Here is a 23,761-nt window from a genome sequence, read left to right as displayed (position 1 = left end):
GTGAACTAAGTCGCGCTGGGCGATATTTACGGGTTGAAGGTGCGGTCGCCGGCGAAGAACCCCAGGCCGTACTCGGGGGTCTCGAACTTCACGGTGGTGCCCTTGGGGAAGAACAGCACGTCGCGTTCCTTCGCGTGCGTGACTTCGCCGGTGCTCTGGTCCGTGAGGATGAATTCGCCCTTGATGACAACCTTCATCTCGTCGTAGGTGTAGGTGTAGACCAGCGGCTCGGACGCCTTCAGCTCGAAGAAGCCGGCGCACATGACCGAGCCCTCCGGGTTGTGCAGGGAATCGCCGATCGCGGCGACCGTGCCCGGCTCGTCCATCGGGGGCAGACCGATGAAGCCGTTTTCGACCTTATGGATGGATCCGGCCTTGCTCAGGGTTCCTACGAGGGTGGTTTCCATGGTGTCTCCTGTGAATTGAGGGAATAACTTTTTGGGACAGTTCATGAGGGCATAAACGGCCATAGGGAATTGCGTTGTTGGCGCATTAGGTTTGCATTGAAGGGGCCTCTGAAACCGGCTTATGGCTCCGGGAGGAATAGCTGCAAATCCGGCATTCATGGTTCACTATGGACCGGCCGATCTCCCCATTGAGCCGTACGGTGTGAAGTGAATCACGTTTGCCTGTCCACCGACTTTCACATGAACGACCGTGCAAGTCAATCGTTCAGGAAAAGATTTCTGGGATTATTTTTTTGAGCACTGACACTCACCCGGGAGTGCCGGGAACGCTATACATTCCTTCTCATGGACCCTTGACTGGGACGCTTGTCAATGTCAAAGTAATCGAATCCGTGATCCACATCACGTTGATCCACCTGATTTTGGATTCACCGAAGTTTGCTAAGCAGACTTCCAAATCGAAGAACGGTGAAAGATTATGTCCACAGCCACCCAGGCCCCGTCACTGACGACGGGGCAATCAATCGACCTCTGGTCAGCGAAGTCCATGAAGGTCATGAAGGACGAATGGCCGCGATTGCGCTGCCGCTTTGTCAACGCGGATCCAGTAGGCCGATGGAAGGACTTCATACTTTCGGAATGGGAACTGGAGGCCTGCGGCTGGGAGGACTTCCACCCTCATTCTGAAACGAACTTCGTTGTCGAAGGCGAGCTCTACATCGAGAGTGAAGGCAGGACTGTCGTCCTGCGGCCCGGTGACACAGCCCGCGTAAATCCCGGACAACTTGGCCGGTACTGGGCACCCGTCTACGCCCGAATGGTTACCGTCTACGGCCCCAACCCCGAGGGCGCGGAGTCCCACTCCTTCCGGTACTTCGAAATCTAGCGACAGATTCCTTCGCGCTGGCACCAGACCCGGCGCCGGCACCACCCCTCGGCGGGCAGGCCCTCCGTGCGGAGCGGCTCTGCCGGCTAAGGCGTCCCCCATCCTGCCGGGCAGCAACGTTTCCCCAGGCTGACCAACGGCCGTCCATTTCTGCGACAGAAAACATCTTGAGTCTGCAGGATTGATCCCGGTACTACCCCCGGCTTCGGAAAACCTTTCTGCCCCGGGGTCAATGCGCTTCATCCATCCCTCCGAATGAGGATTCGCCGGCAATACTGTGCAACTGCAAATCGCCGTTGCATCTTTATCCGCGCCATAAAAGTTTGCAAAGCCGAACACCCGGCCGCCCAATGTCCAAAGCATGCTTCGGATTTCCGGATATCGCGGAAACAGCGCGGAGTGGCCTGCATGGCGCAGTGAAACCTGCATGTAAAGCGGGCCTTCGCAGATAAGCATGGATGCGCAGTCTGAGGATGGCGCCATCGCGTAGGTATTCTGCGGTGCGATGTGGTGCGGCGTGGTGCGGCAGTAAAGAGGTCAGGGCCTCTTTGAATTGGTAGCGACCAAGCAACCAAAACCAAAAAGAGACCCTGACATGAATAACTCTATGTCTTGTTCTGCTGGCCGCTGGTGCATGCGCGCGGATGCGCTGCTCGGTGTCGAGGGCGTCCACGTCAGCTCCGTCACGGCAACCAGGACTGGCCTCGTACTGGGCGTCGAAACCGATGTGGACCTCGCCGGTTGCCCGGACTGCGGCGTCGTCGCGGTCGGCCACGGACGCCGCCAGGTCCGGCTCCATGACATTCCCTGTTTCGGCCAGCCGGTGCGGCTGCTGTGGGCCAAACGTGTTTGGCGCTGCCCGGACCCGGACTGCCCAAAAACAACATTCAGTGAAGAACACCCGCTGGCCGGGCCGCGGGCGAAACTCACCGCCCGAGCCGCCCACTGGGCGACCGACGCGCTGCAGCGGTTCGATACCTCGGTCTCGGCCCTGGCCCACCAGCTCGGGGTCTCCTGGCACACCGTCTGGGACGCCATCAGAGCAGAAGCCACCCGCCGCATCAGGAACTCCGATCGGCTCGCCGGCGTTGACGCGCTCGGGGTGGATGAGCACGTCTGGTCACACACCGGCCCGCCGGGATCCGGCATGGTCACCGGAATCGTGGACCACACCCGCGACGAGAACGGCGTGGTGCACGCACGGCTACTTGACTTGGTTCCAGGCCGGTCCGGGAAGGCCTACGCCGACTGGCTCAAAGACCGTGGCCCCGGGTTCACCGCCGGGATCAAGACCGCCGCGCTGGATCCGTTCCGCGGCTACGCCAACGCGATCCGCGACGAACTGCCCGAAGCCATCACGGTCCTGGACGCCTTCCACGTCGTGAAACTCGGATCGGCCATGGTCGACGAAGTCCGCCGCCGGGTCCAGCAGAACACTCTCGGCCACCGCGGACGCAAGGGTGACCCGCTCTACGGTATCCGCCGGACCCTGCAGATCGGCGCCGAACATCTGACCGACAAGCAGTCCGCCCGGCTCGATGCGAAACTCAATGCCGGAGACCCCGACGACGAAGTCACCCTCGCATGGCAGTGCTACCAGAAGCTCCGCAACATCTATCACGCCCGGCCGGAGCGGGGCAGGGAACTCGTGAATGAAGTCATTGGGTCCTTCCCGTCCTGCCCAATCCCGGAAGTCGCCCGCCTCGGCCGGACACTCAAACAATGGAAAACCGCGATCCTGGCCTACTTCGAAACGAACGGCGCCTCCAACGGGCCTACCGAAGCAATCAACGGAGTCATCGAAACCACCCGCAGAATAGCCCGAGGCTTCCGCAACTTCACCAACTACCGGCTCAGATGCCTACTCGCCGCCGGCGGCCACCGGCACTACCGGATCAAACAAACCAACCATGCGTAAATGCGAAGGGCCTGTAAAGCAGGCTTACTAAATCCCCGGCCGAGATTCTTAAAACCGCCACAGATTCAAAATCCCAGCTAATTAGATCTAAAGGAACGGGCGATGTCAGGTCGTCTAAGGAGACTCTTATGAGCAAAGATATATCAAATGGTGTTGGTCACCTGGAAAGGTCGATCAACTGGAAACAGGGCTTGGCAATTGCCCTGGGCGTGCCCTTGTTGATCCTTCCGTCCCTGGGCTATCTGCCGATGTATATGGCTGCCGCAGCAATCCTCATCTGGGGCCTGTCGGTCATCCAGGGGTTCATCCAGAACGCCGCCTATGCAGAGCTGGCCACCACGTTCCCCAAGGCCAGCGGCCTGCCAGGCTTCGCCCAGCACGTGTTCCGTACCGAGAACTACAAGGGTAAGTACGACAAGGGCAAACTAATCGGCGGCTTCTCCGCCTGGAGCTACTGGTTCGCTTGGAACCCGGTCCTGGCAATCTTCGCCATCCTGGTGGGCGGTTACCTGCATGGACTGTTTCCGGTGCTGGCCGAGACCTTCACCGAATATCAGCTGACGTTGATCTCCGGTCTGGTGATCTTTACGGGCCTGTCCATTGTTAACTGGTTCGGCCTCAAGGACGGCGCCATCCTGGGTTATGTCCTGGCGGCTGTTTCCTTGATCCCGCTGGTTATCCTCACCGTGGCACCTTTCGCTACCGGACACGTTGACCTGGCTAACATCACCGGCAACTGGTGGCCCACCGACTGGACCTGGGACATGCACCACATCCTGATTCTCTTCGGCATCTTTGCGATTGCGCAGTGGAGTGCCTGCGGCTGGGAAACGGCAGCCATTTACGCTCCGGAATACAAAAACCCGTCCAAGGATGTCCCGAAAGCCCTGTTTGCCTGCGGCGTCGTCTGCTTCCTCTCCTACGTACTGGTTCAAGCAGCAGTCATCGGCGTGCTGGGTGTTGAGGGTGTGATGGCGGAGCCTGTCTCGCCCCTGATCCCCGTGGCCCAGGCCGTCTTTGGCCAGGCCGGCTCCGTCATCACCATCATCATGCTGATCGCCGCCATGGTCCTGATCATCCAGACGGCCTACCTGGGCTCCTCCCGCGCCATGCACTCCATGACGACGGAAGGAAACCTGCCCCGTGTTTTCGGTAAAACGAACCGCCATGGAACGCCCTTTGTTGCCATGTTCGTCACCGCCGCGTTCAACATGGTCCTGATTTCCCTGGGATCGATGCCGGCAATTCTTGCGGCCGCGGCCATTGGCTACACCTGTGCCAACGGCATCAGCCTGTTCGCCTACGTCAGGGCCAAAAAGCACCCCGCCTTCAAAAACCTGGAACGGCCCTTCAATGCACCCAAGGGCTGGAAGCATGTGGCCATGATCTTCGGCCTGTTCAACCTGCCGCTGTGCCTGATCGGCGTGGTCTACCTGAACAGCCAGGAGATTGGCTGGACCTCAACCTGGCTCGGCTTCCTCGTCCTCTCCCTCTACATTCCCATCTGGTTCTATTCCCAACGGGAGTCGGGGCGCTCGGAGAAGGAAGCGGCAGCAGCTGCAGTCGCCTTGGCCAACGATTCAGATAATGATGCCCAGGACCTGGAAAAGGTGCCATCACCCAGCTGATACCGGGCTGCCCGGGGGCGGGAGCGCCGTCGTCGTCATTAATTACGACGGCGGCGCTTCAGCGCCCGTCGCCGGCGCCGGCAGCGATGCCGTCGAGCACCCGGCGCAGTCCCCAAAGGTATTGGTCTGTGGAGATGTAGCCGGCCATGACGCCCGCGGCCGCCGCGGATAGCGGGTGGGTGTCGGCCGGGATGGCGGCAAAGCCAGCCTGGCGAGCGCTGATCCGCTCGGCCTCCGGGGGCAACGAGTGAGTCCCTCCGGACTCCGCAACGTCCAGGGCTATCGAGCCGAAGACGTAGACGATCAGCAGGTAGGCCGCCCTTGCAGCCTCTTCCGGCGTGAGTCCGGCCTCCACGAGGACACCCATGAGGCGTTCGTTCAGAGTGAGCGCGTGGGGCCCGTCCATGGGCCCGCCAATCATCAGATTGACTGCCCCCGGATGCGCGGTGAGCCGTTCCCGCAGCTCCAGGGCGAGGGCTTCGATCCGCTGGCGCCAGGGCATGTCCGTGTCGGCGAAGACCGCATGGTCCACCAGTCCGAGCAGGTGCTCAACGATCGCCTGGACCACCGCCGCCTTGTCGGGGAAATATGTGTAGACCGCATTCGGGGCCACACCGACGCGTGCTGCAATCCCCCGGATGGACGCCGCCTTGATGCCGCCCTCGTCCAGCAGGGTCAGTGCGGCCTCCAGGATTTCTTCCTCCGTCAGGGTGCGGCGGGGTCCGGGCCTGGACGTCCTGGCTGCTGGCGTCATCGGCAGTCCTCTCTTGACAAGTGCGGCGTGCGGGTCCAATCTTTGTACATCGTACAGTATCTGTACACCGTACAACATTCGCAAAGGTCGGACCCCATGGCACCCACTGAACCGCAAAAGAAAAGCCTTCGGGCGGCCGGCGTCTTGTTCGTGGTGAGCGCCCTCGCGTTCGCCGCAGCCGCCACCGTCCTGTCGGTGATCTTCGACTGGCCCGACATCCTGCGTGAACCGGCCAGTGTTGTGCTGCCTGAATTCGATGCCGGCGGGCCGGGGCTGGTCTGGACGTGGTTCGCCACGGCGTGGACCTACGGGCTGCTTGCCGTTCCGATCCTGCTGCTGCCCGCAGCACTGGGCCTCCGCGACCACCAGGCCTTGCGGGTTGCCACGTATGCGGGCGCCGCGTCGGTGGTCCTGTCCCTGATCGGGTTCCTCCGCTGGGTGTTCGTGGTGCCGCCCCTTGCCGCGTCCTACGTCACAGGGGATGCCACCACCAAGGCTGCGGTGGACGCGGCCTGGACGGCACAGCACCAGTTCGGTGGAGCGCTGCTGGGAGAGCATCTGGGCCAACTGTTGGTCATCGGCTGGTCGGTGGCCCTCAGCGTGATCATCCTCCGCAGCGCGGTCCTCCCCCGCTGGCTCGGCGCAGTGGGGATCCTTGTCAGCATCCTCTACCTGCTGAACCAGGGCGACATCCTGGCCACCGCCGTTCCCGGGTTCCCGGTGTGGGACCTGGCCGGACTCCTCGGCAGCACCGGCTGGGGATTGTGGGTGGCCGCCCTGGGCGTCTGCGTCCTGATCCGTTCCGCCCGCCGCGCAAAAGCGGCCGACGCCGGCTCCCCCGCTGCGTCGGACAGGTCACCGGGGCCGTCAGGCACGTTCTCGTCCGCGCGGTAGCGGGGCTCAGCGGTGCCGGTCATCGGCTTCGCCGGCCGACAGAATGCGGGGCATCGCAGGCCGGGTGTTGTCGACGACGCGGGTTGCGCGTTGCCACGGTTGGGCAGTCTCGAAATAGAGGCGCTGGCCGCCGACGTACCTGCGCATTGACTCATGGCCCGGATCGGGGTGGCTGCCGTCGCGGACAGCTATGCGCCGCGCCGTCTCCGTAAACGGCACGTCGAGGAAACACGAGAAGTCCCACTGTTCCGCCAGTCCGTCGCGGTGCAGGAACATGCCCTCGACAATCACCACGGCGTCCTGTGGTGATTGGAGCAGCCTCACATTCTGCCGATGGTTGGTGGCAGCAGGCCGGTAGCAGCCGTTGCCTCCCCGTCCCAGCGGAACAAGGACGTCACGGTGCAGGGCCTCGTAGTCATACGTATCCAGCCAGAATCCTTCCGGCGAATCCCGCCCCCGCCTGTGCCGGACAGCCCGGAGGTTCAGGAAGTCGTCAGCGTGAATGACGATGACAGGCGCCTCCTGGATGACTGCCGCCAGGTCATTGGCAAACGTGGATTTGCCGCTGCCGTCCACACCATCGACGGCAATGAGGCGTCGTCCGGTCCCTTCGGACAGCAACTCCGAGGCCAGCGAGCGCAGCACAAGGGTCCGTGCCGCCGCCGGGTGTAGTTCACTCATCCGCCCATGCTGCCATGCCGCGGAAGTGAGCCCTTAGTCAGCCCGGAACCCGGACGTCGCCGACCACGAACTCCCGGCTTGTCAGGGCACCGACGGCTTAACGGCGTCGTGCGCGTTCACACGGCCGTGCACCCAGTTGGTGCCGTTGCCGCCGATGTCCTTAGCGGTTTCTTCGACCTTTTTCCGGACCGTCCCGTTGGTGGCGTCGGCATCCGCGCTCCAGGCAAGCGCAGCAACGGCAGCCACGATCGGGGACGCCATCGACGTGCCGCTTTCGACGTCGTAGCCCGGTGCGCGCTTGTTCTGACTTCCCAGGACGGAGGTGTGGAACGGGAAGGTGGAGTACACGTTGACGCCCGGCGCCGCGACATCCACCCACTTTCCGTAGGTTGAGAAGGAGGCTTTGTTGTCCTTATTGTCGGTTGCGGCCACGGCAATCACGTTGGCGTAGGCGCCCGGGTAGACCTTGGCCTGGGTGCCGCCGTTGCCGGCTGCGGCCACGATCACCACCCCGGCATTCCAGGCGTTGTTGACGGCGGCTTCGAGCGTCCGGTTGGAAACGCGCTGGCCCAGGCTCATGTTGATGACTTTGGCGCCGTTGTCGACGGCCCAGTCGATGCCGTTGACGATCCGCGAGGTGGAGCCTGACCCGGTGTCGTTGAGCACTTTCGCGTCCAGGATGGTGCATTCCGGGCACACTCCGGCGACGCCCACGGTGTTGTGCTCGGCCGCCACGATGCCGGCCACGTGGGTGCCGTGGCCGTATTTGTCGTATTTCTCGTTGTCGTCCGGATTGCCTTCCCGGATTACCGTGTCGCTGAAATTGGCCCGGGCAACCACCTTCTGCGAGATGTCCTCGTGGTCAATTGCCACCCCTGAATCGATGATGGCAACCCTGGTGCTGCCGCCCCTGGTGACGGCCCACGCTTCGACAGCATCCACGTCATCACCGGCATCGCCGCCGGTGACGGTCACCGTCCCCCCGGTGCTCTTGAAGGACAAGCCATCGTTGTGCAGGGCGTACTGACGGTCAAAAAAGGGGTCATCGGTGGTGGCCGTGACAACCTCGTCCGGCTCGGCGTATTCGACGGCGGGATTCCGGCTGAGGGCGCTGATCAGCTGAAGCTCCTTGCCGGCCGGAACGTTGATCAGCCGGGCACCCGTGCTGCCGACGCCCGGGCCGTCGCTGAGGCCGTGCTGGCGAAGGACGCCAGCGGCCGCGCGGTCGTCGCGGAACTTGACGAGGATCTGCCCCGCGACGTGTGAACCCTGGGGCGCTGCGGTGCCGGGTGCCGCCACCGTGATTCCGCCGCACGCCATCATTGCCGCCGCGAATCCCGCTGTAAGAAGTTTTCTCATTCGGCAATCTTGGTTGACGCCGGGCCCGCTGAACAGGGCCAGTGCGCTATCACTTCGGCGAGCCCGGCGCGGCGGCGAACCCGGCGCGGCGGCTAGGGATGAACCAGCACCTTCACGGCGGTGTCCTTGTGGTTGATCAGGGTGTCGAAGCCCTGCTCCACCAGGTCGTCCAAGGCGATCCTGCCGGTGATGAACGGCTTCAGGTCCACTTTGCCCTCCTGCACCATTTTGATCACGGCCGGGTGGTCGCGGACGTAGGCGATGGTGCCGCGGAGGTCGATCTCCTTCAGCACCAGCTTCTGCATGTCCACGGTGGCCGGAGCACTCCAGATGGAGACGTTGACAACAACGGCCCCCGGCCGGACGGCGTCGAGCATTGTGTCCAGCACCGCGTTCACCCCCGCGCATTCAAACGCGACGTCCGCGCCGGTGCCGCCGGTGAGTTCCAGCACCCGGGCCGGAACGTCCTCCTGGGTGGGGTCAAGCACGTGGTCGGCCACCCCGCTGGAGATGGCTTTCTCCTTCCGCGCCGTGGTCAGCTCGCTGATGATGGTGGTCACGCCCATGCCTTTGAGGACGGCGGCGGTGAGCAGCCCGATGGGCCCGGACCCGCCCACCAGGGCAACGTCGCCGGCCTTCGCGCCGCTCCGGGCCACGGCGTGGTGCGCCACGGACAGCGGCTCGATCAGGGCCGCCTCATCCAGCGGGATGTCCCCGATGGGGTGGACCCACCGGGCGTCCACCACGATCTTCTCGCTCAGGCCTCCCCCGCCGCCTGCCAAACCGATGAAGCCCAGCTTGCGGCAGAGGTGGTAGTTGCCCGACCGGCAGGACTCGCATTCGTCGCAGACAAAATAGGGTTCGACGACGACGTTGTCCCCCTTCGCGAGGCCGCTCACCCCATCGCCGACTTCAGAAATGGTTCCGGAAAATTCGTGTCCCAGCGTCACCGGAGCCTCCTCCCCCGAAAGCGGGTGCGGATGTCCCGGTGCGGGGACGAAGATGGGACCCTCGAGGTACTCGTGCAGGTCGGTTCCGCAGATGCCGCACCAGGCGACGTCGATCTTGACGGTCTCGGCGCGGAGATCCGGCTCCGGGATGTCCTCGATCCGGACGTCCCCGCGGCCATGGAAACGTGCTGCCTTCATGATGGATCCTTCCAGTGGGTGAACATACATTGCCTCGAAGGGGTCCGGGCCCTCAGCGGCGGCCGGCCCGCATCCGAACATCCTCGCACCGGCTCCGGAAGTTCGGTAGGGACCTTTGGTCGGTGCCGTCCCGGGCGCTTCCCCGCGCCGGAACCGACCGCGACCGAATCGGACCGCAATAGTTGGGTGCGGGCTTGTGTCGGTGCAGCAGGCTTGATGCAGAAGGAGGAAGCCGTGATTGCAGTGCTGAACCGGGTCATCGATTTTATCGAGGAGCACCTCACCGGGGAGATTGACGTCGCCGGACTGACGGGCGAACTCGGCACAACGGAGTATCACGTTCGCCGGATGTTCTCGTCACTGGCCGGCATGCCGCTGTCCGAGTACATCCGGCGGCGCCGCATGACCGTCGCCGCCGCCGATGTCATCGGGGGTGGCGACCTGTTGGGGACTGCGGTGCGCTTCGGCTATGGCTCCACCGAGGCATTCGCCAGGGCTTTCCGGGCGGTGCACGGCATCAGCCCCGGCGACGCCCGCCGGGACGGCGGCCCCCTTCGCACGCAACCGCAGCTCAGGTTCCGCCTGACCATAGAAGGGAAAACCACCATGGATACCCGCATTGCAGACCAACCGGCCTTCCGGCTCGTGGGCCACGCGGCCCGCGTGCCGCTCATTTACCACGGCGTGAATCCGCATATCCAGGCACATATCGCCTCGCTGCCCGAAGCGGAGCACGCTCGCCTCAAGGCACTGAGCAACACCGAACCGGCGGGGCTGCTTCAGGTGAGCGCCGACGTCGACCCTGACTATACGGAGGGCAGCGAGCTGACCTACCTGCACGGAGTCGCCGTCAGCGAAGGAACGCCGGTGCCCGGGGACCTTGACGTCATCGAGGTGCCGGCCGGTGCCTGGGCGGTGTTCCGCACCGCCGGCCCCTACCCGGCGGCCCTCCAGGCCACGTGGGCGGCGACGGCCGCTGACTGGTTCCCGTCCAACCCGTGGCGGCTGAGGCCCGGCCCGTCGGTTGTGGCTATCCTGGAGCGCGCCGCGGACTTCAGCACTGCAACCACCGAGCTGTGGCTGCCGGTGGAACGCGCCTGACAGCTCGGCAGGGCAAGGTCCCGGGACTGCCGGCGCAGTCCCCGGGTTCGCGGAAATTGACCTGACCCAATCGCGGCTCGGGAAGATAAAATGGACCATGTTGGTCTTCCCAGCCATCGGACTCCTGCTCTGGATTGCCTTCCTTTTTGCCGTGCTGGTTCTCAGCGGCATCGTCTGGGCCGTGTGCCAGCTGGCGCTCGGGATCATGGGCGTGCTGGAGCGGCCCGGCCAGACGAAGAGGAAGGGCGCCGCCGTCCGGGGCGCCCCCGCCCCTGTCCAGCGCCGCGCCCCCGTCCATGCCCCGCCGCACGCAGCACCTCCGGTCCGAGACCGCCCGCGGCCGGCACAGGCCCAGGCCTCGGCGGAGATCTGGCCGAAATGGACTCCTACCCACCGGCGCTACGTGGACGAGGAGCTGGCCATCTGGCAGGAGCAGTTCGACAGGCTGGCCTCCCGCACGTAGGCCCTACCCAAATCAACTGAGCTTGTCACGCAGTTAACCGGGCATTCACACGTGCCTCACAAGCAGTCCAGTCGGCGTGTCTACGTTCGAACGCATGGACAACATTTCACGCAGATCCCTCCTTTCCGCCGGCCTCGGGGCCGGGCTCGTCGCCGCTTTGCCGGGTGCCGCCGTCGCCGTTTCAACTGCGGACGACGCCGGCCTCCGCACCGATCCGTTCCTGCTGGGCATCGCCTCCGGCGAGCCGTGGCCGGACGGCTTCGTGATCTGGACCCGACTGGCGCTGGACCCCGTGGCCGGGGACGGCCTGGGCGGCATGCCGTCCCGCAACGTGGCGGTGGCGTGGGAAGTGGCTGAAGACGCAAGCATGCGCACCGTAGTAGCCCGCGGCGTCGAGCAGGCCCGGATCGAAACCGCGCACTCGGTGCACGTGGAACTGAAGGGCCTCCGCCCGGGGCGCGAGTACTTCTACCGCTTCCGCACGGGCAAGCACGTCAGCGCAGTGGGCCGCACCCTCACCAGCCCGGCACCGCATGAGACCCCGGCGGCCCTGGCCATGGCGTTCGCCAGCTGCGCGCACTACGAGCAGGGCTACTTCACCGCCTACTCGCGGCTGGCCCAGGACCACCCGGATCTGGTGCTGCACCTGGGCGACTACATGTACGAGGGCAGGAACGTGGCCAACAGCGGCAAGCTGCGGGACCACCAGGGCCCCGAAACCAGCCTGCTGCAGGGTTACCGGCAGCGGCACGCGCAGTACAAGTCCGACGCCGACCTGCAGGCGGCGCACGCGATCGCACCGTGGCTGGTGGTGTGGGATGACCACGAAGTGGACAACAACTGGGCGGACGAGATCCCGGAAAACAGGGATGCCAAGCAGCTGAACGACACCACCGAGCGGTTCCGCATGCGCCGGGCCGCCGCGTTCCAGGCGTACTACGAGAACATGCCGCTGCGCGCTTCGTCAGTGCCGGCGGGGTTCGACATGAAGATCTACCGGACCATCCAGTGGGGCCAGCTGGCCAATTTCCACATGATGGACACCCGGCAGTACCGCGACGACCAGCTCGCGGGCGACGGCTGGAAGAAGAACGTCACCGAGCACCTGGCCGAGGACCGCACCATCACCGGCGCCGAGCAGGAGAAATGGCTGCTGGACGGCTTCAAAAACTCCACCCAGCGCTGGGACATCCTGGGCCAGCAGGTCTTCTTCGCCGAGAAGGACCGCAACGCCGCCCCGGAGATCGACGACGTCTCCATGGACGGCTGGGACGGCTACGCGTCCTCACGCCGCCGCATCACCCAGGGCTGGGTGGACGCGAACGTCCGCAACGCCGTGGTCCTCACCGGCGACGTCCACCGCAACTGGGCCAACGACCTCAAAGTCGACTACCGGGACCCCGCCTCCCCCGTGGTCGGCTCAGAACTTGTCTGCACCTCCGTCACGTCCACCGGCAACGGCTCGGGCTCCACCGTGGATCCGGTCATGGCCTGGAACCCGCACCTGAAGTTCTACAACGACAACCGCGGCTACGTGAACACCCGCATCACGAAGGATGCGATGACCGCGGACTTCCGCGTGTTGGACTACGTCACGACGCCGGGATCCCCCGTTGCGACGAAGGCGTCGTTTGAGATTCGGGACGGAGTGCCGGGGCTGCAGGCGAGGTAGACCCGGCGAAACGCCCGGATGATCTGGTCTCCCCACAAAGACCGCGACGGCGGCACCCGGCCCGGGTGCGGCCGTCGCGGTTTGTCAGCGAGCGCCGTTAGGCAGCGGTGTATCCGCCGTCCACGGTGACGATGGATCCCGTCATGGCCGACGATCCATCCCCCGCGAGGAACAGGACAACATTGGCGATCTCCTCCGGCCGAAGCAACCGGCCGATCGGCTGCCTCGAGACCATCTGGGAGCGCGTCTCCTCCGGCAGCCGGCCCAGCAAAGGCGTGTCCACATAGCCAGGCGAGACCGCATTGAACCGGATACCGTCCGTGGCGTAAGTCAAGGCTGCTGAGCGGGTGAAGTTGGCCACGGCGGCCTTCGCGGCGGAGTAGGCGTTGCTGTGTGACTGGCCCACATGGGCCAAAATCGAAGCCATGTTGATCACCGAGGCCGATCGCGGTTCTGCGCCCTGCCGCCGGTTTTCGAGGATGGTGGCCACAGCCCATTTGTTGCAGAGGGCCACGCCCGTGAGGTTAACGTCAATGACACGCTGCCACTTGGACAGGTCCAGTTCGTGAACGGCAGCCTTCACCTCCGGAATCCCGGCATTGGCCACCAGGACGTCCAGGCCGCCATAGGCGGTGGCCGCCGCCTCCATCAGGCCGCGCACCGAGTCTTCGTCGGTCACATCCGTATGGACGAACTGGGCCTCTCCGCCACCGGCAATGATCTTCGCGGCAACCTCGGCAGCCGCATCGCCGATGTCACCGATGGTCACCGCGTATCCTGCTTCCCCCAGCTTGAGGGCGATGGCTTCCCCGATCCCGGAGCCACCGCCCGTGACCACCGCGGATCCTGCGTTATGCACGGTCCGCCAGCTCGGAACGCCGGCCGCGCCCGGCGGCAAGTTTGGCAACGTCCCGGCCGGCCCGGTACCCGAAAACAAGGGCGGGACCGATGTGGGAGCCGTAGCCCGGGTAGCCGCCGCCGAACACGCTGACGGCTGCTGAACCCACGGCGATCAGCCCCGGAATGGCGGTCCCCTCCGCGGTTTCAACCTCGGAGGACCCGTTGACGCCAATGCCGGCGAAGGTGCCAAGATCACCCATCTGGATCTTTGCCGCGTAGTACGGCCCCTTGCCCACGATGGCCAGGTTGGGGTTGGGCTTGTGGTCCATGTCGCCGCGGAAGTTGTTGTACAGGGTGGAGCCCCGGCCGAATGCAGGGTCCTCGCCGCGTTCGGCGGCCGGATTGAACTCAGCCACGGTGGCTTTCAAACCTTCGGCGTCAATGCCGAGTTTGCCGGCCAGTTCCTCCAGCGTTGCCCCCTTGACCAGGTAGCCGGTCTTGTAGAAGTAGCCGCGCGGCATGGGCCAGGGCTTGGCGTAGCCGATGCCGTACTTGTGCATGGTCTTGGCGTCACCGATCACATAGCCAAACGTCTTGTCTTCGTCCTGGTTGTGCCCGATCATGGCGCCGCCGAAGTCGTGGTAGCTGAGGGCCTCGTTGCCGAAGCGTTTGCCGTGGCGGTCCACGGCGATCAGCCCCGGCAGCCCGATGGCCCGGAGGTGCGGGAAGAGGCGCTGCTTGCCGTTGAGGTACTTGAAGACCGTTACCGGAGCCCAGGAGCCCACGCTGAACACCGAGTTGTCGATGTGTCCGCCGGCGCTGAGCGCCAGGGTGGCGGCGTCGCCGCCGTGGCCCACGGTGGGCGTGAAGTGGTCGTCGCCCTCGGCATCGTGCGGGAAGTACTGCCGGCGCAGTTCCTTGTTGCCGGAGAATCCGCCGGCGGCCAGGATGACCCCCAGCTTTGCGGTCACGGTGGCAGCATGCTGGCCCCCGATGACTGCCCCCGTGACGGTGCCGGCGTCGTCCCGTGTCAGCGAAAGCGCGGGTGAGGAGTTCCAGAGCCGGATTCCCAGATCATCGGCGCTCTTGACCATGCGGGTCATCAGCGCGTTGCCGTTGGACCGGAGCACGGGGCGCTTGTACCGGGCGGCGTCCGCCCAGGTCCGGAGCAGCTTCTTCGCCACATAAACGAAGGACTTGACCGACTGGTTGACGTGGAAGAACTCGTTGATGTCCGGGCCCACCTGCGGCATATACCCGAAAACCGTGTAGGAGCTCATGTAGGGCTGCATCAGCATGCGTTTGTCACCGAGGACGCGTGCATCAACGTCCTGGGGCAGGATGGCCCGGCCCGAGAGCTTGGCCCCGGGCAGGTCCATCTTGTAGTCCGGGGACTTTTCCGGGTACGTGAACTTCACGTCCGTCTCGTCCTCGAAGAATGCGAGGGCTTCGGGCACGGTGTCCAGGAAGCTGCGGACACCGGCCTCATTGAACGTGTCCGGCGCGAGGTTCTTCAGGTAGGTTTCCGCTTCCTCGCGGGTGTCGCCCTGGGCCACGCCCTGCTTGTTGCCCGGGACCCAGGCCCAGCCGGCCGAAATCGCGGTGGTGCCGCCGAAGTACTGCTCCTTCTCGGCAACAATCACGCTCAGCCCCTGCGATGCCGCCTTCAACGCTGCAGCCATGCCGGCCACACCGGACCCGATCACCAGGACATCACACACAACAATCTTACTCATGGTTTCTTGCTCCGTTCAGTGGCTGCGCATCGGTGCGGCAGCCGGGGGGAATGCCAGCCCCCAGTAGAACGGGAATGAGGAACCACCACGACCGCCATTACCATTGATCGGGAATCACAAGGAGGTTCGATGGCAAATTCCGCATCCGGCGAGTCGATGATCGCCCGATTCGTCAGGGTGGTGAGCGCCTTCGATGACCGCCACCAGACCATGACCGTGGCCGAGCTGAGCCGCCGGACTGGACTCCCGGTCACCACCACCTACAGGCTGGTCAACGAACTGCTGCACGAGCGCCTCCTGGAGCGCGAACAGGGCGGCGCCGTGCACATCGGAACCAAAATGTGGGAACTGGCGTCCCGCGGCTCCAAGATGGTGGGCCTGAGGGAGGCCGCGCTGCCGTTTATGGAGGACGTCCAGTCCGTGGTGCAGTACGCCACCACCCTGGGCATCCTGGATTCGGATGAGGTCCTCTACATCGAACGCATCGGCACCCACTCCACGGTGGTGGACATTTCCAAAATCGCCGGCCGGCTCCCCCTGCACGCCACGTCGTCGGGGCTGATCCTGCTGGCCCACTCCCCGGCCGCCTACCAGGACAAGATCCTCGCCAGGCCCCTGACCAAGTACACCGACACCACGCTCACGGAGCCCGCGTTGCTGCGGCGCCACCTGGCCGATATCCGTCAGCGGGGCTTCGCCGCCATGCCCGGCGTCATTGTTCCCGAGACCACCGGCATTGCCGTGCCGGTCTTCGGGCCTGACAACACGGCGGTGGCAGCCCTGAGCGTGATTGTGCCGCGGACCGAGGAGAACACTTCCGCCCGGGTGCCCGTGCTGATGGCCGGAGCCCGCGGGGTGTCGCGCGCCCTGGGCTGGCGCGGAGAACTCAAGGGGACCGTCCGGCAAAGCCAATAAGGGCCGGGATTACCGTTCATCGGCAATCTTGTGGTTCCGCTCACAGCATCCCTGTCACCGTAGCTAAGGCGCAGCGACGAGGCTGCGGATTGACAAGGAGCGGAACATGAACATCACGCACGGCCGGGTCGCCGGCAAGACGGCGGTCATCACCGGCGGCCGGGGGGATCTCGGCAGCGCCACGGCGGCGCTGCTCGCCGAACACGGCGCCCAGGTTGCCAGCCTGGACATGGCAGGGGCGCCGGCCGCCGTCGACCATCACAACGTCCGCGAGTACGACGTTGACGTCACCAGCGAGGACAGCGTTGCCGAGGCAATCCGGCGCGTCACCGCGGACATCGGCGCGCCGGACATCCTGGTCAACGCCGCCGGCATCATCGGACCGGCCGGGCCGTCCCACACCGCCTCCGGCACGGACTTCGACACCATCTTCAACGTCAACGTCAAGGGCGTCTGGCTGATGACCAAGCACGTGGTCCCGGGCATGATTGCCAAGGGCGCCGGGAGCATCATCAACTTCTCCTCGATCCATGGCCTCACCGGTGGCAGCTCTGTCCCGCTCTACCACGCCACCAAGGGCGCCGTCCGGCTGCTGAGCAAGTCCGATGCCGCCGCCTACGGAGCCCACGGCATCCGGGTCAACTCCATCCACCCCGGCTCCATGAACACCCGGATGAGCCGCCGCTCCGCGGAACAGTCCACGGTTGGCCCGGAGGCGTACTACAAGCAGCTGCTCGGCTCCAACCCGCTTCCCCGGCAGGGTGAACCCGAGGAAATCGCCTACGGCGTCCTATACCTGGCCTCGGACGAATCCCGCTTCACCACGGGTTCGGAGCTCGTGATCGACGGCGGTTACACCGCGGTCTGAGCCACGCTCCCGCTCCTCCCGCCGCACCGTCCCATGGCGCGCGGCGGCACCAAACATCTCCCGAAAGGCATCACCATGAAATTCGTCAGTGGAACCGCAGCGGAAACGTACGACGTCGTCGTCGTGGGTTCCGGCGCCGGCGCCCTCACCGCAGGGGCTACTGCAGCCCGTGCGGGCAAATCTGTCATTATCCTGGAAAAGAGCGACCTGCTGGGCGGCACCTCGGCTGTTTCCGGTGGCATGCTCTGGGTGGCTGACAACCACCACGCCCGAGAGGCAGGCATCACCGACTCCAAGGCAGCGGCCGGTGAATATGTACGCGCGGTGGCCCGGGGCCGCGGCCGCGAGGACCTGCTGGACGCCGCGTTGAACCACGGGGACCAGATGCTGCAGTTCGTGGAAGACGAGTGCGGCGTGCGGTTCATTTTCCTGGACAACTTCCCGGATTACCGCCAGGACCTGCCCGGCGCACTGGACGGCGGCCGCACCGTGGAACCTGAGCTCTTCAACAGCAAGGAAGCCCTCGGCTCCCTCACCGCCCATGTCCGCACCGACGGCCGCGCGCCGTTCACCATGCAGGAGTACGAGACCTGGGGCGCCTTCACCAAGTTCCCCTGGGCGGAGCTGGATCAGCGCCAGAAGGACGGTTTTGTGGCGAAGGGCCAGGCCCTGGTGTCCATGCTGCTGGCCAGCCTGGTCCGGAGCGGTGCGGCGCTGGCCACCGGTGCCCGCGGGCACCGGCTGGTGACCGACGGCGGCCGGGTGACCGGCGTCGAGCTCGAAACCGGCGAGATCATCCGCGCGAACGACGGCGTGGTGCTGGCCACCGGGGGTTTCGAATGGGACAAGGCACTGGCCGATTCGATGCTGGCCTCACGGCTTTACACCATGTGCTCGCCGCCCTCCAACACCGGCGACGGGCTGCGGATGTCCCAGCGCATCGGCGGGCAGACCCGCGGCACGCGCGAGGCTTGGTGGGCCCCGATGTCCATCACCGGCGATACGCGCGACGGGCAGCCGATCGGCACCCTGCTGCGCTTCGAACGCCAGGGCCCGGGGTCCATCATGGTGAACCGCCACGGCCGTCGCTTCGCCAACGAGTCGCAGAACTACAACGACCTCGCCCGTTGCCTGCAGTCCTGGGACTCCGCCGCGAACCAGACCCTCAACACCCCTGCCCACGTGATCGTGGACCACGCCTACATGGAGCGTTACGGCATCCTGGCCCACCGCGCCGGCGAGCCCACGCCGGCCTACCTGGCCGAGGCCGCAACACTGGAGGAGCTGGCGGAAAAGATCAACGTTCCTGCCCGGAATCTTGTGGAGACCGTGGCCCGGTTCAACGGCTTCGCCGCCAAGGGCGAGGATCCGGACTTCGGCCGCGGTGAGAGCGCCTACGACAAATACTGGGGTGACGCGGAGAACGCCTACCCGAACCCGTCCCTGGGTCCAATGCAGACCGGGCCCTTCTACGCCATGGAAGTGGTCAACGGCGCCTTCGGCACCAACGGCGGCGTGGCAACCGACGGGCTGGCCCGCGTGCTCGACGTCGACAACCGCCCCATCGAAGGACTCTACGCAGCCGGCAACACCACCGAAAACGCCTACGCCGCGGGCTACCCCGGCGCCGGCGCCACGCTGGGCCCCATCATGACCATGGGCTACCTCGCCGGACGGACCATCGCTGGCCAGGATCCCGCTTATGTCCCGAGCTCGTTGGAGCACGCCGCACCGTCACCGGTGGCCGAGCTTGTGGAGGCCGGTGCCTGAGATGATCCGCCACACCGTCCTTTTCAAATTCAAGCCGGACTTTCCCCCAGCCGACAAGCAGACCTGGATCGCCGGGCTCAACAGGATGCGAGGCAATATTCCGGGCATGCTAAATCTGACGCACGGACCGGATGTGCTCAGCGCCGAGCGTTCCTTCGATTACGCCATCGTGGCGGACTTCGAAACGGTCGAGGACATCGCCGTGTACAACACGCATCCTCTCCACGAGCCGCTGAAGGCGTACTCGTTCCCCAACAGCCAGCACATCCTCTCGGTGGACTTCCACCTTGAGGATCCCCGGCCGGCTTCCGCCAAGACACCGCCGTCTTAAGGAGATTCACCATGGAAACATCACCTGACACCCGCACCGCACCGCCGAAGACCCCGCGGAAGGCGGCCCTGGCGTCTTTCTTGGGGAGCACGCTGGAGTACTACGACTTCTTCATCTACGGCACCGCGGCGGCCTTGGTCTTCCCGCACCTGTTCTTCCCATCGGACGACCCCGCCGTCGGCCTGATCGGCGCACTGGCCACGTTCGGCGTCGCGTACGTGGCGCGACCGGTCGGCGGGCTGGTCATGGGCCACTTCGGCGACAAGCTGGGCCGCAAGAAGATCCTGCTGCTCACGCTGGGCATCATGGGCCTGGCCTCACTCGGTATTGGGTGCCTGCCTACGTATGAGCAGGTGGGTGTCTGGGCCCCGATTCTCCTGGTGGCCGGGCGCCTGGCCCAGGGATTCTCCGCCGGTGCTGAATCGGCGGGCGCGTCCACACTCACCCTGGAGCACTCCCCCGACGGAAAACGTGCCTTCTTCACCAGCTTCGTCATGATGGGCTACGCCTCGGGCATGGTCCTGGCCACCCTGGTGTTCATTCCGGTGACTGCCCTCCCCCAGGAGGCCATGATGAGCTGGGGCTGGCGCGTCCCGTTCTGGCTGTCCATCGTTGTCCTCGCGGTGGCTTATTGGGTGCGGACGCACCTGGATGAGACCCCTGTCTTCGAGGCGGCACAGGAGAAGGAACAGGTCACGCCCATGCCCGTCAAGGAGGTCCTCAAGTTTCAGGCTCCTGACGTGGCGCGCGTGGCGGGTATGTCCATCATGGTGGTTATGCAGACAGTTTTTACTGTCTTTGGGCTGGCCTACGCCACCTCCACTGCGGGGTTCGACCGCTCCTCCATCCTGACTGTCAACGCCGTGGCCATCGGCTTGTCGATGCTCGTGATGCCGTTCACCGCGACGCTTGCGGACCGGATCGGTCGCCGGCCCTTGTTGCTGGCAGCCGCGATTGGCTGTTCCGCCACGATTTTTGTGTATTTTCTGGCATTGTCCTCGGGCAACATCGTGCTGGTCTTCCTGGCGGCATTCCTGAATATGACAGTGCTGTACTCGGCCTACAACGGTGTCTGGCCAGCGTTCGTGGCCGAGCAGTTCGCCACTCCCGTGCGCTACACGGGCATGGCACTGGGCAACCAGCTGGGCCTGGTGCTCGCCGGATTCGCGCCGATGATCGCCAGCATGCTCCTGACGCCGGGAGTAACGGGCTGGCTCCCCGTGGCCGTCTTTGCGACTGTCTGCATGCTCATTGCCGGCGTCTGTGTTTTTTACTCCCGCGAGACGTACAGGACGCCCATCGAGAAGCTGGGCGCACCCTATCTCGAGGGCACTGCGCTGCGTCGTGAACAGCATGCCGCCGCAACGGTGGAGCGCGAAGTGAACAACCCTGTCCGGTAGGCACCACACAGCAAATGGCAGTGCCCCCGTCGCCTGATCGGCGACGGGGGCACTGTCATTGCTCCGGCTTACTCTTCGGGCGCGAGGGTGACGGTCATACCGTTCAGCCGGTCTTCAAACGTGACCTGGCAGGACAGCCGCGAGCAGTCCTCGCTGAAGCCTTCGGCGTCCACCAGCAGCTCGGCCTCGTCCTCGCTCCGTTCGCCGAGGCTTGTGACGATGTCGCCGTCCAGGAAGACATGGCAGGTGGCGCAGGAGGCTGTTCCGCCGCAGGACGCCAGGACAGGGAGGTCGTTGTCCCGCAGGGCCTCCATCAGGCTTTGCTCCGGCTCCCACGCCACGGCATGCTGCTGGCCTTCGCGGTCCACTACGGTCAGGGTGTTGGTGCTCATCTGGTGCTCTTTTCTTGGAAGTTGTGCGGTTTGTCAGACCAGTGCTGCTGCGGTCTCGAGGATGGCCGAACGGGGATCTTCGCCGGTCACGGCGTCTTCAAGCTTCACGGCCGGGTCCTCAACCAAACTGGGGTCGAGCAGCAGGCCGGCAGGGATCAGTTTCTTGGCCGGGCGGAAATCGGTCAGTCCACCCACGGTGTCCACGGAGGCCAGCCGGCCCTCGCGCAGGTACACCACGGAGAATTTCCCGGTGGCCGGCTCCCCGCGCACAATGACTTCATCATCCGGGTGCATTACGCCGGCAGTCTGCAGGCGGACACCGTGCTGGACGGTCCAGAACCACGGGACCTCCGGGGTCCTGGGCTGGCTGCCGAGGATGTCGCTGACCAGGGCCTCGGCCTGGGCGTTCGCGTTCTGGATGGATTCCAGCCGCTGGCTGGCGCCGCTGAACGGGCTGGTGAAGCGGGTGACGTCTCCGGCGGCGTAGATGCCAGGGACGTTTGTCCGGCAAAATTCGTCCACCAGGACGCCGTCCTGGCAGGCAACGCCGGCGGCTTCGGCGAGCTCCTGGTTGGGCAATACACCAATGCCGGCCACCACCACGTCAGCCTCGAAGTGCCGACCGTCGGAGGTCAGGACGCGTTCCACGCGGCCATCCCCCTGCAGTTCGGTCACGGCCGCCCCGAATTCCAGGTGGACGCCCCGGGCCCGGTGGAGCCCCTCGAAGAAGGCGGACACGGGTGCGGAGGTCACCCGCTTCATCACGCGGTCCTGGAACTCAAGCACCGTGACGGAGCAGCCGTTTTTGACGGCGGCCGCGGCCACCTCCATGCCGATGAATCCGGCACCGATGACCACCACCTTCGCGCCGGGAACCAGCGCGCGCTGGATGGCCAGCCCGTCCTGGTAGGTCCGGAGGGCGAGCACCCCGTCAAGGTCCGCACCGGGCACGGGAAGCTCGCGGGCGCGTGAGCCGGTGGCGAGCACCAGCCGGTGGTACGGGAGCCGGCTGCCGTCTGCCAGGACCACTTCGCGGGTCTCCGGGTCGATCGATTCGACCGGGTGGCCCGTGATGCGCTCGATCCCCCTGGCCTGGTAGTAGTCCTCCTTGCGCAGGAGGGCTGTCTTTTCCCCGGCACCGGGGGTGAGCAGTTCCTTGGACAGCGGAGGCCGCTCGTAGGGCATTCCGTGCTGGGAGTCGATGAGGACGATGCGTCCGTCCCAGCCGCCGGTCCGCAGACCTGCTGCCACGGCCACCCCGGCGTGGCCGGAGCCGACAATAACGATCGGATCTGTTGATTGCTCAGTCATTGTGCTCCTCCAGGAAGACGTGCATGCGGTGCGGGCCGGCGTTGGTGAGGTTGTTGCCGCGGACCCACTCAATCGGGTGTGCCGGGTCCAGCGTGACCGAGGCCAGCCGCTGGGCCAGCACTTCGGCGGTGACTGTGGTTTCCAGGTGGGCCAGGGGCTGGCCCAGGCAGCTGTGCACGCCGTGGCCGAAGCCCAGGGATTTGCTGTTGTCGTGGTCCATGTCGAAGGTGTCGCCGTCGTCGAAGAGGTCCCGGCTGGCGGAGGCGTTGAGCAGGCGCACGATGCTGCCGGCGGGGATGGTCACTCCGGCCACTTCCACGGCTTCGGTGGTGATGCGGCTGGCGCGGTGGACGGCGCCGCTGTGGCGGGCCAGTTCATCGGCGAACTTTGCCGCGTCGGCCGGAGTCTCGCGGATGCGGCCGAGGAGGCCGGGCTGCCCTGCAAAGATGCGGAAGGCGTTCGCCAGCAGGATGGTGGTGGTGTCGTGTCCGGCAATGAAGACGAACGAGCACAGCTCCTTGGCTTCCTGCTCGGTGAGGATGCCTTCGTCTTTCCACATCCGGGCGATGTGCCCGCCCATGGAGGGGCTCTCCTCGGCGTAGAGGCGCTCCAGGGTGTCCTTGAGGTAGGCCCAGAAATCGTGGGCACTGTCCTTGTCGGTGCCCGTGCCCGGCGCGTTCCGGGCGAGGCGTCCGAAATAGGAGAACGTCTCGTCGGACCAGAACTTCATCTTCTCGTAGTCCTGCGCCGGGACATCCAGCAGGGCGGAGATGGTGGCCATGCTGAGCTGGATGGCGTAGTCCTCCACCACCTCCCCTCCGCCCTTGGCGAGGAGCCCGTCCAGGAGCTTGTGTGCCGTTTCCCGGACCCGGTCCTCGAACAGTTTGATGGCCTTGGGGGTGAAGGCAGTGGCAACAACCTTGCGCAGACGGGTGTGGTTCGGTGCATCGAACAAGGTCAGGAAAGTCATCGGCGGCGGGGAGACCACTTCCGAGGAGAAGATTTTCGGTGCCCGGAAGGCCTTACGGACGTCGTCGTAGCGCGAGATGAAGTAGACATCCGAGACCGGTGACCAGCACCGGAGTACGGGTGTGTTCTCCCGCATCCAGGTGTAATGCGCGTAGGGATTCTCCTGGGAACCATCGTCAACAACCTTGAACGGCTCCAGGCCATCCGGCCAGTGCAGTTCATGGGAGTAGGGAAGGCTGCCCTCCTCACTTCGGGGAAGTGGCGTGTCGAGCGTCGTTGCTGCGAGCATCGTGGTCCTCTCATCATGTGGGACTTCGT

22 protein-coding genes are annotated in these 23,761 nt (G+C 65.1%); 12 read left to right on the top strand and 10 right to left on the bottom strand.

Annotation, left to right across the window (positions count from 1 at the left end; all coding sequences use genetic code 11):
• Positions 1-26 precede the first annotated feature (26 nt).
• Positions 27-407: a cupin domain-containing protein gene (locus IDT60_RS05005; protein WP_191081118.1), complete on the bottom strand. Its 381-nt coding sequence runs from the start codon at positions 405-407 to the stop codon at positions 27-29.
• 478 nt (positions 408-885) lie between these two features.
• On the opposite strand from IDT60_RS05005, the gene IDT60_RS05000 reads away from it, so the two are divergent.
• From IDT60_RS05000 to IDT60_RS04990, 3 genes are all read left to right on the top strand, one after another.
• Complete coding sequence (locus IDT60_RS05000) at positions 886-1,293, top strand: cupin domain-containing protein (RefSeq protein ID WP_223883890.1); 408 nt, start codon at positions 886-888, stop codon at positions 1,291-1,293.
• Positions 1,294-1,900: 607 nt separating this feature from the next.
• On the top strand, positions 1,901-3,211 hold the full coding sequence (locus IDT60_RS04995; RefSeq protein ID WP_223883723.1) for an ISL3 family transposase: 1,311 nt from the start codon (positions 1,901-1,903) through the stop codon (positions 3,209-3,211).
• Between the two features lie 128 nt (positions 3,212-3,339).
• On the top strand, positions 3,340-4,839 hold the full coding sequence (locus IDT60_RS04990) for an APC family permease (RefSeq protein ID WP_191081117.1): 1,500 nt from the start codon (positions 3,340-3,342) through the stop codon (positions 4,837-4,839).
• Between the two features lie 58 nt (positions 4,840-4,897).
• Here IDT60_RS04990 and IDT60_RS04985 read toward each other — a convergent pair whose 3' ends face one another.
• Entirely contained in the window at positions 4,898-5,593 is a 696-nt protein-coding gene (locus tag IDT60_RS04985; protein ID WP_191081116.1) for a TetR/AcrR family transcriptional regulator, read from the bottom strand.
• A 96-nt stretch (positions 5,594-5,689) separates the two neighbouring features.
• Between IDT60_RS04985 and IDT60_RS04980 the strand changes: the two genes are divergently transcribed.
• Positions 5,690-6,487 carry a DUF4386 domain-containing protein gene (locus tag IDT60_RS04980; RefSeq protein ID WP_191081115.1) on the top strand — a complete coding sequence of 266 codons (798 nt, stop codon included), beginning with the start codon at positions 5,690-5,692 and terminating at the stop codon, positions 6,485-6,487.
• A gap of 6 nt (positions 6,488-6,493) precedes the next feature.
• On the opposite strand, the gene IDT60_RS04975 is transcribed toward IDT60_RS04980, so the two are convergent.
• The 3 genes from IDT60_RS04975 to IDT60_RS04965 all read right to left on the bottom strand — a co-directional run bounded on the left by IDT60_RS04975 (position 6,494) and on the right by IDT60_RS04965 (position 9,675).
• Entirely contained in the window at positions 6,494-7,168 is a 675-nt protein-coding gene (locus IDT60_RS04975) for a uridine kinase (RefSeq protein ID WP_191081114.1), read from the bottom strand.
• 81 nt (positions 7,169-7,249) lie between these two features.
• Complete coding sequence (locus IDT60_RS04970; protein WP_191081113.1) at positions 7,250-8,527, bottom strand: S8 family serine peptidase; 1,278 nt, start codon at positions 8,525-8,527, stop codon at positions 7,250-7,252.
• 92 nt (positions 8,528-8,619) lie between these two features.
• Positions 8,620-9,675 carry a 2,3-butanediol dehydrogenase gene (locus IDT60_RS04965; RefSeq protein ID WP_191081112.1) on the bottom strand — a complete coding sequence of 352 codons (1,056 nt, stop codon included), beginning with the start codon at positions 9,673-9,675 and terminating at the stop codon, positions 8,620-8,622.
• 234 nt (positions 9,676-9,909) lie between these two features.
• Here IDT60_RS04965 and IDT60_RS04960 point away from each other — a divergent pair, with 234 nt between their 5' ends.
• The 3 genes from IDT60_RS04960 to IDT60_RS04950 all read left to right on the top strand — a co-directional run bounded on the left by IDT60_RS04960 (position 9,910) and on the right by IDT60_RS04950 (position 12,911).
• The gene (locus IDT60_RS04960; protein WP_191081111.1) at positions 9,910-10,776 is read left to right on the top strand and encodes an AraC family transcriptional regulator; all 867 of its coding nucleotides are present in this window, start codon (positions 9,910-9,912) and stop codon (positions 10,774-10,776) included.
• 97 nt (positions 10,777-10,873) lie between these two features.
• Positions 10,874-11,239, top strand: coding sequence for a hypothetical protein (locus IDT60_RS04955; RefSeq protein WP_191081110.1), 366 nt, complete (start codon positions 10,874-10,876; stop codon positions 11,237-11,239).
• 94 nt (positions 11,240-11,333) lie between these two features.
• Positions 11,334-12,911 (top strand): alkaline phosphatase, encoded by a 1,578-nt coding sequence (locus IDT60_RS04950; protein ID WP_191081109.1) that lies wholly within the window; start codon positions 11,334-11,336, stop codon positions 12,909-12,911.
• Positions 12,912-13,008: 97 nt separating this feature from the next.
• Here IDT60_RS04950 and IDT60_RS04945 read toward each other — a convergent pair whose 3' ends face one another.
• Together IDT60_RS04945 and IDT60_RS04940 are read right to left on the bottom strand one after the other, a co-directional pair.
• Positions 13,009-13,770 (bottom strand): SDR family NAD(P)-dependent oxidoreductase, encoded by a 762-nt coding sequence (locus IDT60_RS04945; RefSeq protein ID WP_191081108.1) that lies wholly within the window; start codon positions 13,768-13,770, stop codon positions 13,009-13,011.
• The gene (locus IDT60_RS04940; protein ID WP_191081107.1) at positions 13,763-15,487 is read right to left on the bottom strand and encodes an FAD-dependent oxidoreductase; all 1,725 of its coding nucleotides are present in this window, start codon (positions 15,485-15,487) and stop codon (positions 13,763-13,765) included. Before IDT60_RS04940 ends, IDT60_RS04945 begins: the two co-directional genes overlap by 8 nt.
• Before the next feature lie 129 nt (positions 15,488-15,616).
• On the opposite strand from IDT60_RS04940, the gene IDT60_RS04935 reads away from it, so the two are divergent.
• The 5 genes from IDT60_RS04935 (at position 15,617) to IDT60_RS04915 (ending at position 20,771) form a co-directional block, all read left to right on the top strand.
• Entirely contained in the window at positions 15,617-16,402 is a 786-nt protein-coding gene (locus IDT60_RS04935; protein WP_191081106.1) for an IclR family transcriptional regulator, read from the top strand.
• A 106-nt stretch (positions 16,403-16,508) separates the two neighbouring features.
• On the top strand, positions 16,509-17,270 hold the full coding sequence (locus tag IDT60_RS04930; RefSeq protein ID WP_191081105.1) for an SDR family NAD(P)-dependent oxidoreductase: 762 nt from the start codon (positions 16,509-16,511) through the stop codon (positions 17,268-17,270).
• Between the two features lie 75 nt (positions 17,271-17,345).
• The gene (locus tag IDT60_RS04925) at positions 17,346-19,040 is read left to right on the top strand and encodes an FAD-dependent oxidoreductase (protein ID WP_191081104.1); all 1,695 of its coding nucleotides are present in this window, start codon (positions 17,346-17,348) and stop codon (positions 19,038-19,040) included.
• Between the two features lies 1 nt (position 19,041).
• On the top strand, positions 19,042-19,371 hold the full coding sequence (locus tag IDT60_RS04920) for a Dabb family protein (RefSeq protein ID WP_191081831.1): 330 nt from the start codon (positions 19,042-19,044) through the stop codon (positions 19,369-19,371).
• An 11-nt stretch (positions 19,372-19,382) separates the two neighbouring features.
• Positions 19,383-20,771: an MFS transporter gene (locus tag IDT60_RS04915; RefSeq protein ID WP_191081103.1), complete on the top strand. Its 1,389-nt coding sequence runs from the start codon at positions 19,383-19,385 to the stop codon at positions 20,769-20,771.
• Positions 20,772-20,839: 68 nt separating this feature from the next.
• Here the strand turns inward: IDT60_RS04915 and IDT60_RS04910 are convergent, their stop codons facing one another.
• From IDT60_RS04910 to IDT60_RS04900, 3 genes are read right to left on the bottom strand one after another with little or no spacing between them, the layout of a single operon-like run.
• Positions 20,840-21,163 carry a 2Fe-2S iron-sulfur cluster-binding protein gene (locus tag IDT60_RS04910; RefSeq protein WP_191081102.1) on the bottom strand — a complete coding sequence of 108 codons (324 nt, stop codon included), beginning with the start codon at positions 21,161-21,163 and terminating at the stop codon, positions 20,840-20,842.
• 33 nt (positions 21,164-21,196) lie between these two features.
• Positions 21,197-22,474: an NAD(P)/FAD-dependent oxidoreductase gene (locus IDT60_RS04905; RefSeq protein WP_191081101.1), complete on the bottom strand. Its 1,278-nt coding sequence runs from the start codon at positions 22,472-22,474 to the stop codon at positions 21,197-21,199.
• Entirely contained in the window at positions 22,467-23,732 is a 1,266-nt protein-coding gene (locus tag IDT60_RS04900) for a cytochrome P450 (protein WP_223883889.1), read from the bottom strand. The genes IDT60_RS04905 and IDT60_RS04900 overlap by 8 nt, the downstream gene beginning before the upstream one ends.
• Positions 23,733-23,761 lie beyond the last annotated feature (29 nt).

The organism is Pseudarthrobacter sp. BIM B-2242 (genome assembly GCF_014764445.1).
GTDB lineage: Bacteria > Actinomycetota > Actinomycetes > Actinomycetales > Micrococcaceae > Arthrobacter > Arthrobacter luteus_A.
This window is presented reverse-complemented; position numbering and strand designations above follow the sequence as displayed.

Excerpts from the sequence above, each read along its gene's own strand:
- IDT60_RS05005 (WP_191081118.1), bottom strand. The coding sequence starts at position 407 with ATGGAAACCACCCTCGTAGGAACCCTGAGCAAGGCCGGATCCATCCAT.
- IDT60_RS05000 (WP_223883890.1), top strand. The coding sequence starts at position 886 with ATGTCCACAGCCACCCAGGCCCCGTCACTGACGACGGGGCAATCAATC.
- IDT60_RS04995 (WP_223883723.1), top strand. The coding sequence starts at position 1,901 with ATGTCTTGTTCTGCTGGCCGCTGGTGCATGCGCGCGGATGCGCTGCTC.
- IDT60_RS04990 (WP_191081117.1), top strand. The coding sequence starts at position 3,340 with ATGAGCAAAGATATATCAAATGGTGTTGGTCACCTGGAAAGGTCGATC.
- IDT60_RS04985 (WP_191081116.1), bottom strand. The coding sequence starts at position 5,593 with ATGACGCCAGCAGCCAGGACGTCCAGGCCCGGACCCCGCCGCACCCTG.
- IDT60_RS04980 (WP_191081115.1), top strand. The coding sequence starts at position 5,690 with ATGGCACCCACTGAACCGCAAAAGAAAAGCCTTCGGGCGGCCGGCGTC.
- IDT60_RS04975 (WP_191081114.1), bottom strand. The coding sequence starts at position 7,168 with ATGAGTGAACTACACCCGGCGGCGGCACGGACCCTTGTGCTGCGCTCG.
- IDT60_RS04970 (WP_191081113.1), bottom strand. The coding sequence starts at position 8,527 with ATGAGAAAACTTCTTACAGCGGGATTCGCGGCGGCAATGATGGCGTGC.
- IDT60_RS04965 (WP_191081112.1), bottom strand. The coding sequence starts at position 9,675 with ATGAAGGCAGCACGTTTCCATGGCCGCGGGGACGTCCGGATCGAGGAC.
- IDT60_RS04955 (WP_191081110.1), top strand. The coding sequence starts at position 10,874 with ATGTTGGTCTTCCCAGCCATCGGACTCCTGCTCTGGATTGCCTTCCTT.
- IDT60_RS04950 (WP_191081109.1), top strand. The coding sequence starts at position 11,334 with ATGGACAACATTTCACGCAGATCCCTCCTTTCCGCCGGCCTCGGGGCC.
- IDT60_RS04940 (WP_191081107.1), bottom strand. The coding sequence starts at position 15,487 with ATGAGTAAGATTGTTGTGTGTGATGTCCTGGTGATCGGGTCCGGTGTG.
- IDT60_RS04935 (WP_191081106.1), top strand. The coding sequence starts at position 15,617 with ATGGCAAATTCCGCATCCGGCGAGTCGATGATCGCCCGATTCGTCAGG.
- IDT60_RS04930 (WP_191081105.1), top strand. The coding sequence starts at position 16,509 with ATGAACATCACGCACGGCCGGGTCGCCGGCAAGACGGCGGTCATCACC.
- IDT60_RS04925 (WP_191081104.1), top strand. The coding sequence starts at position 17,346 with ATGAAATTCGTCAGTGGAACCGCAGCGGAAACGTACGACGTCGTCGTC.
- IDT60_RS04920 (WP_191081831.1), top strand. The coding sequence starts at position 19,042 with ATGATCCGCCACACCGTCCTTTTCAAATTCAAGCCGGACTTTCCCCCA.
- IDT60_RS04915 (WP_191081103.1), top strand. The coding sequence starts at position 19,383 with ATGGAAACATCACCTGACACCCGCACCGCACCGCCGAAGACCCCGCGG.
- IDT60_RS04910 (WP_191081102.1), bottom strand. The coding sequence starts at position 21,163 with ATGAGCACCAACACCCTGACCGTAGTGGACCGCGAAGGCCAGCAGCAT.
- IDT60_RS04905 (WP_191081101.1), bottom strand. The coding sequence starts at position 22,474 with ATGACTGAGCAATCAACAGATCCGATCGTTATTGTCGGCTCCGGCCAC.
- IDT60_RS04900 (WP_223883889.1), bottom strand. The coding sequence starts at position 23,732 with ATGCTCGCAGCAACGACGCTCGACACGCCACTTCCCCGAAGTGAGGAG.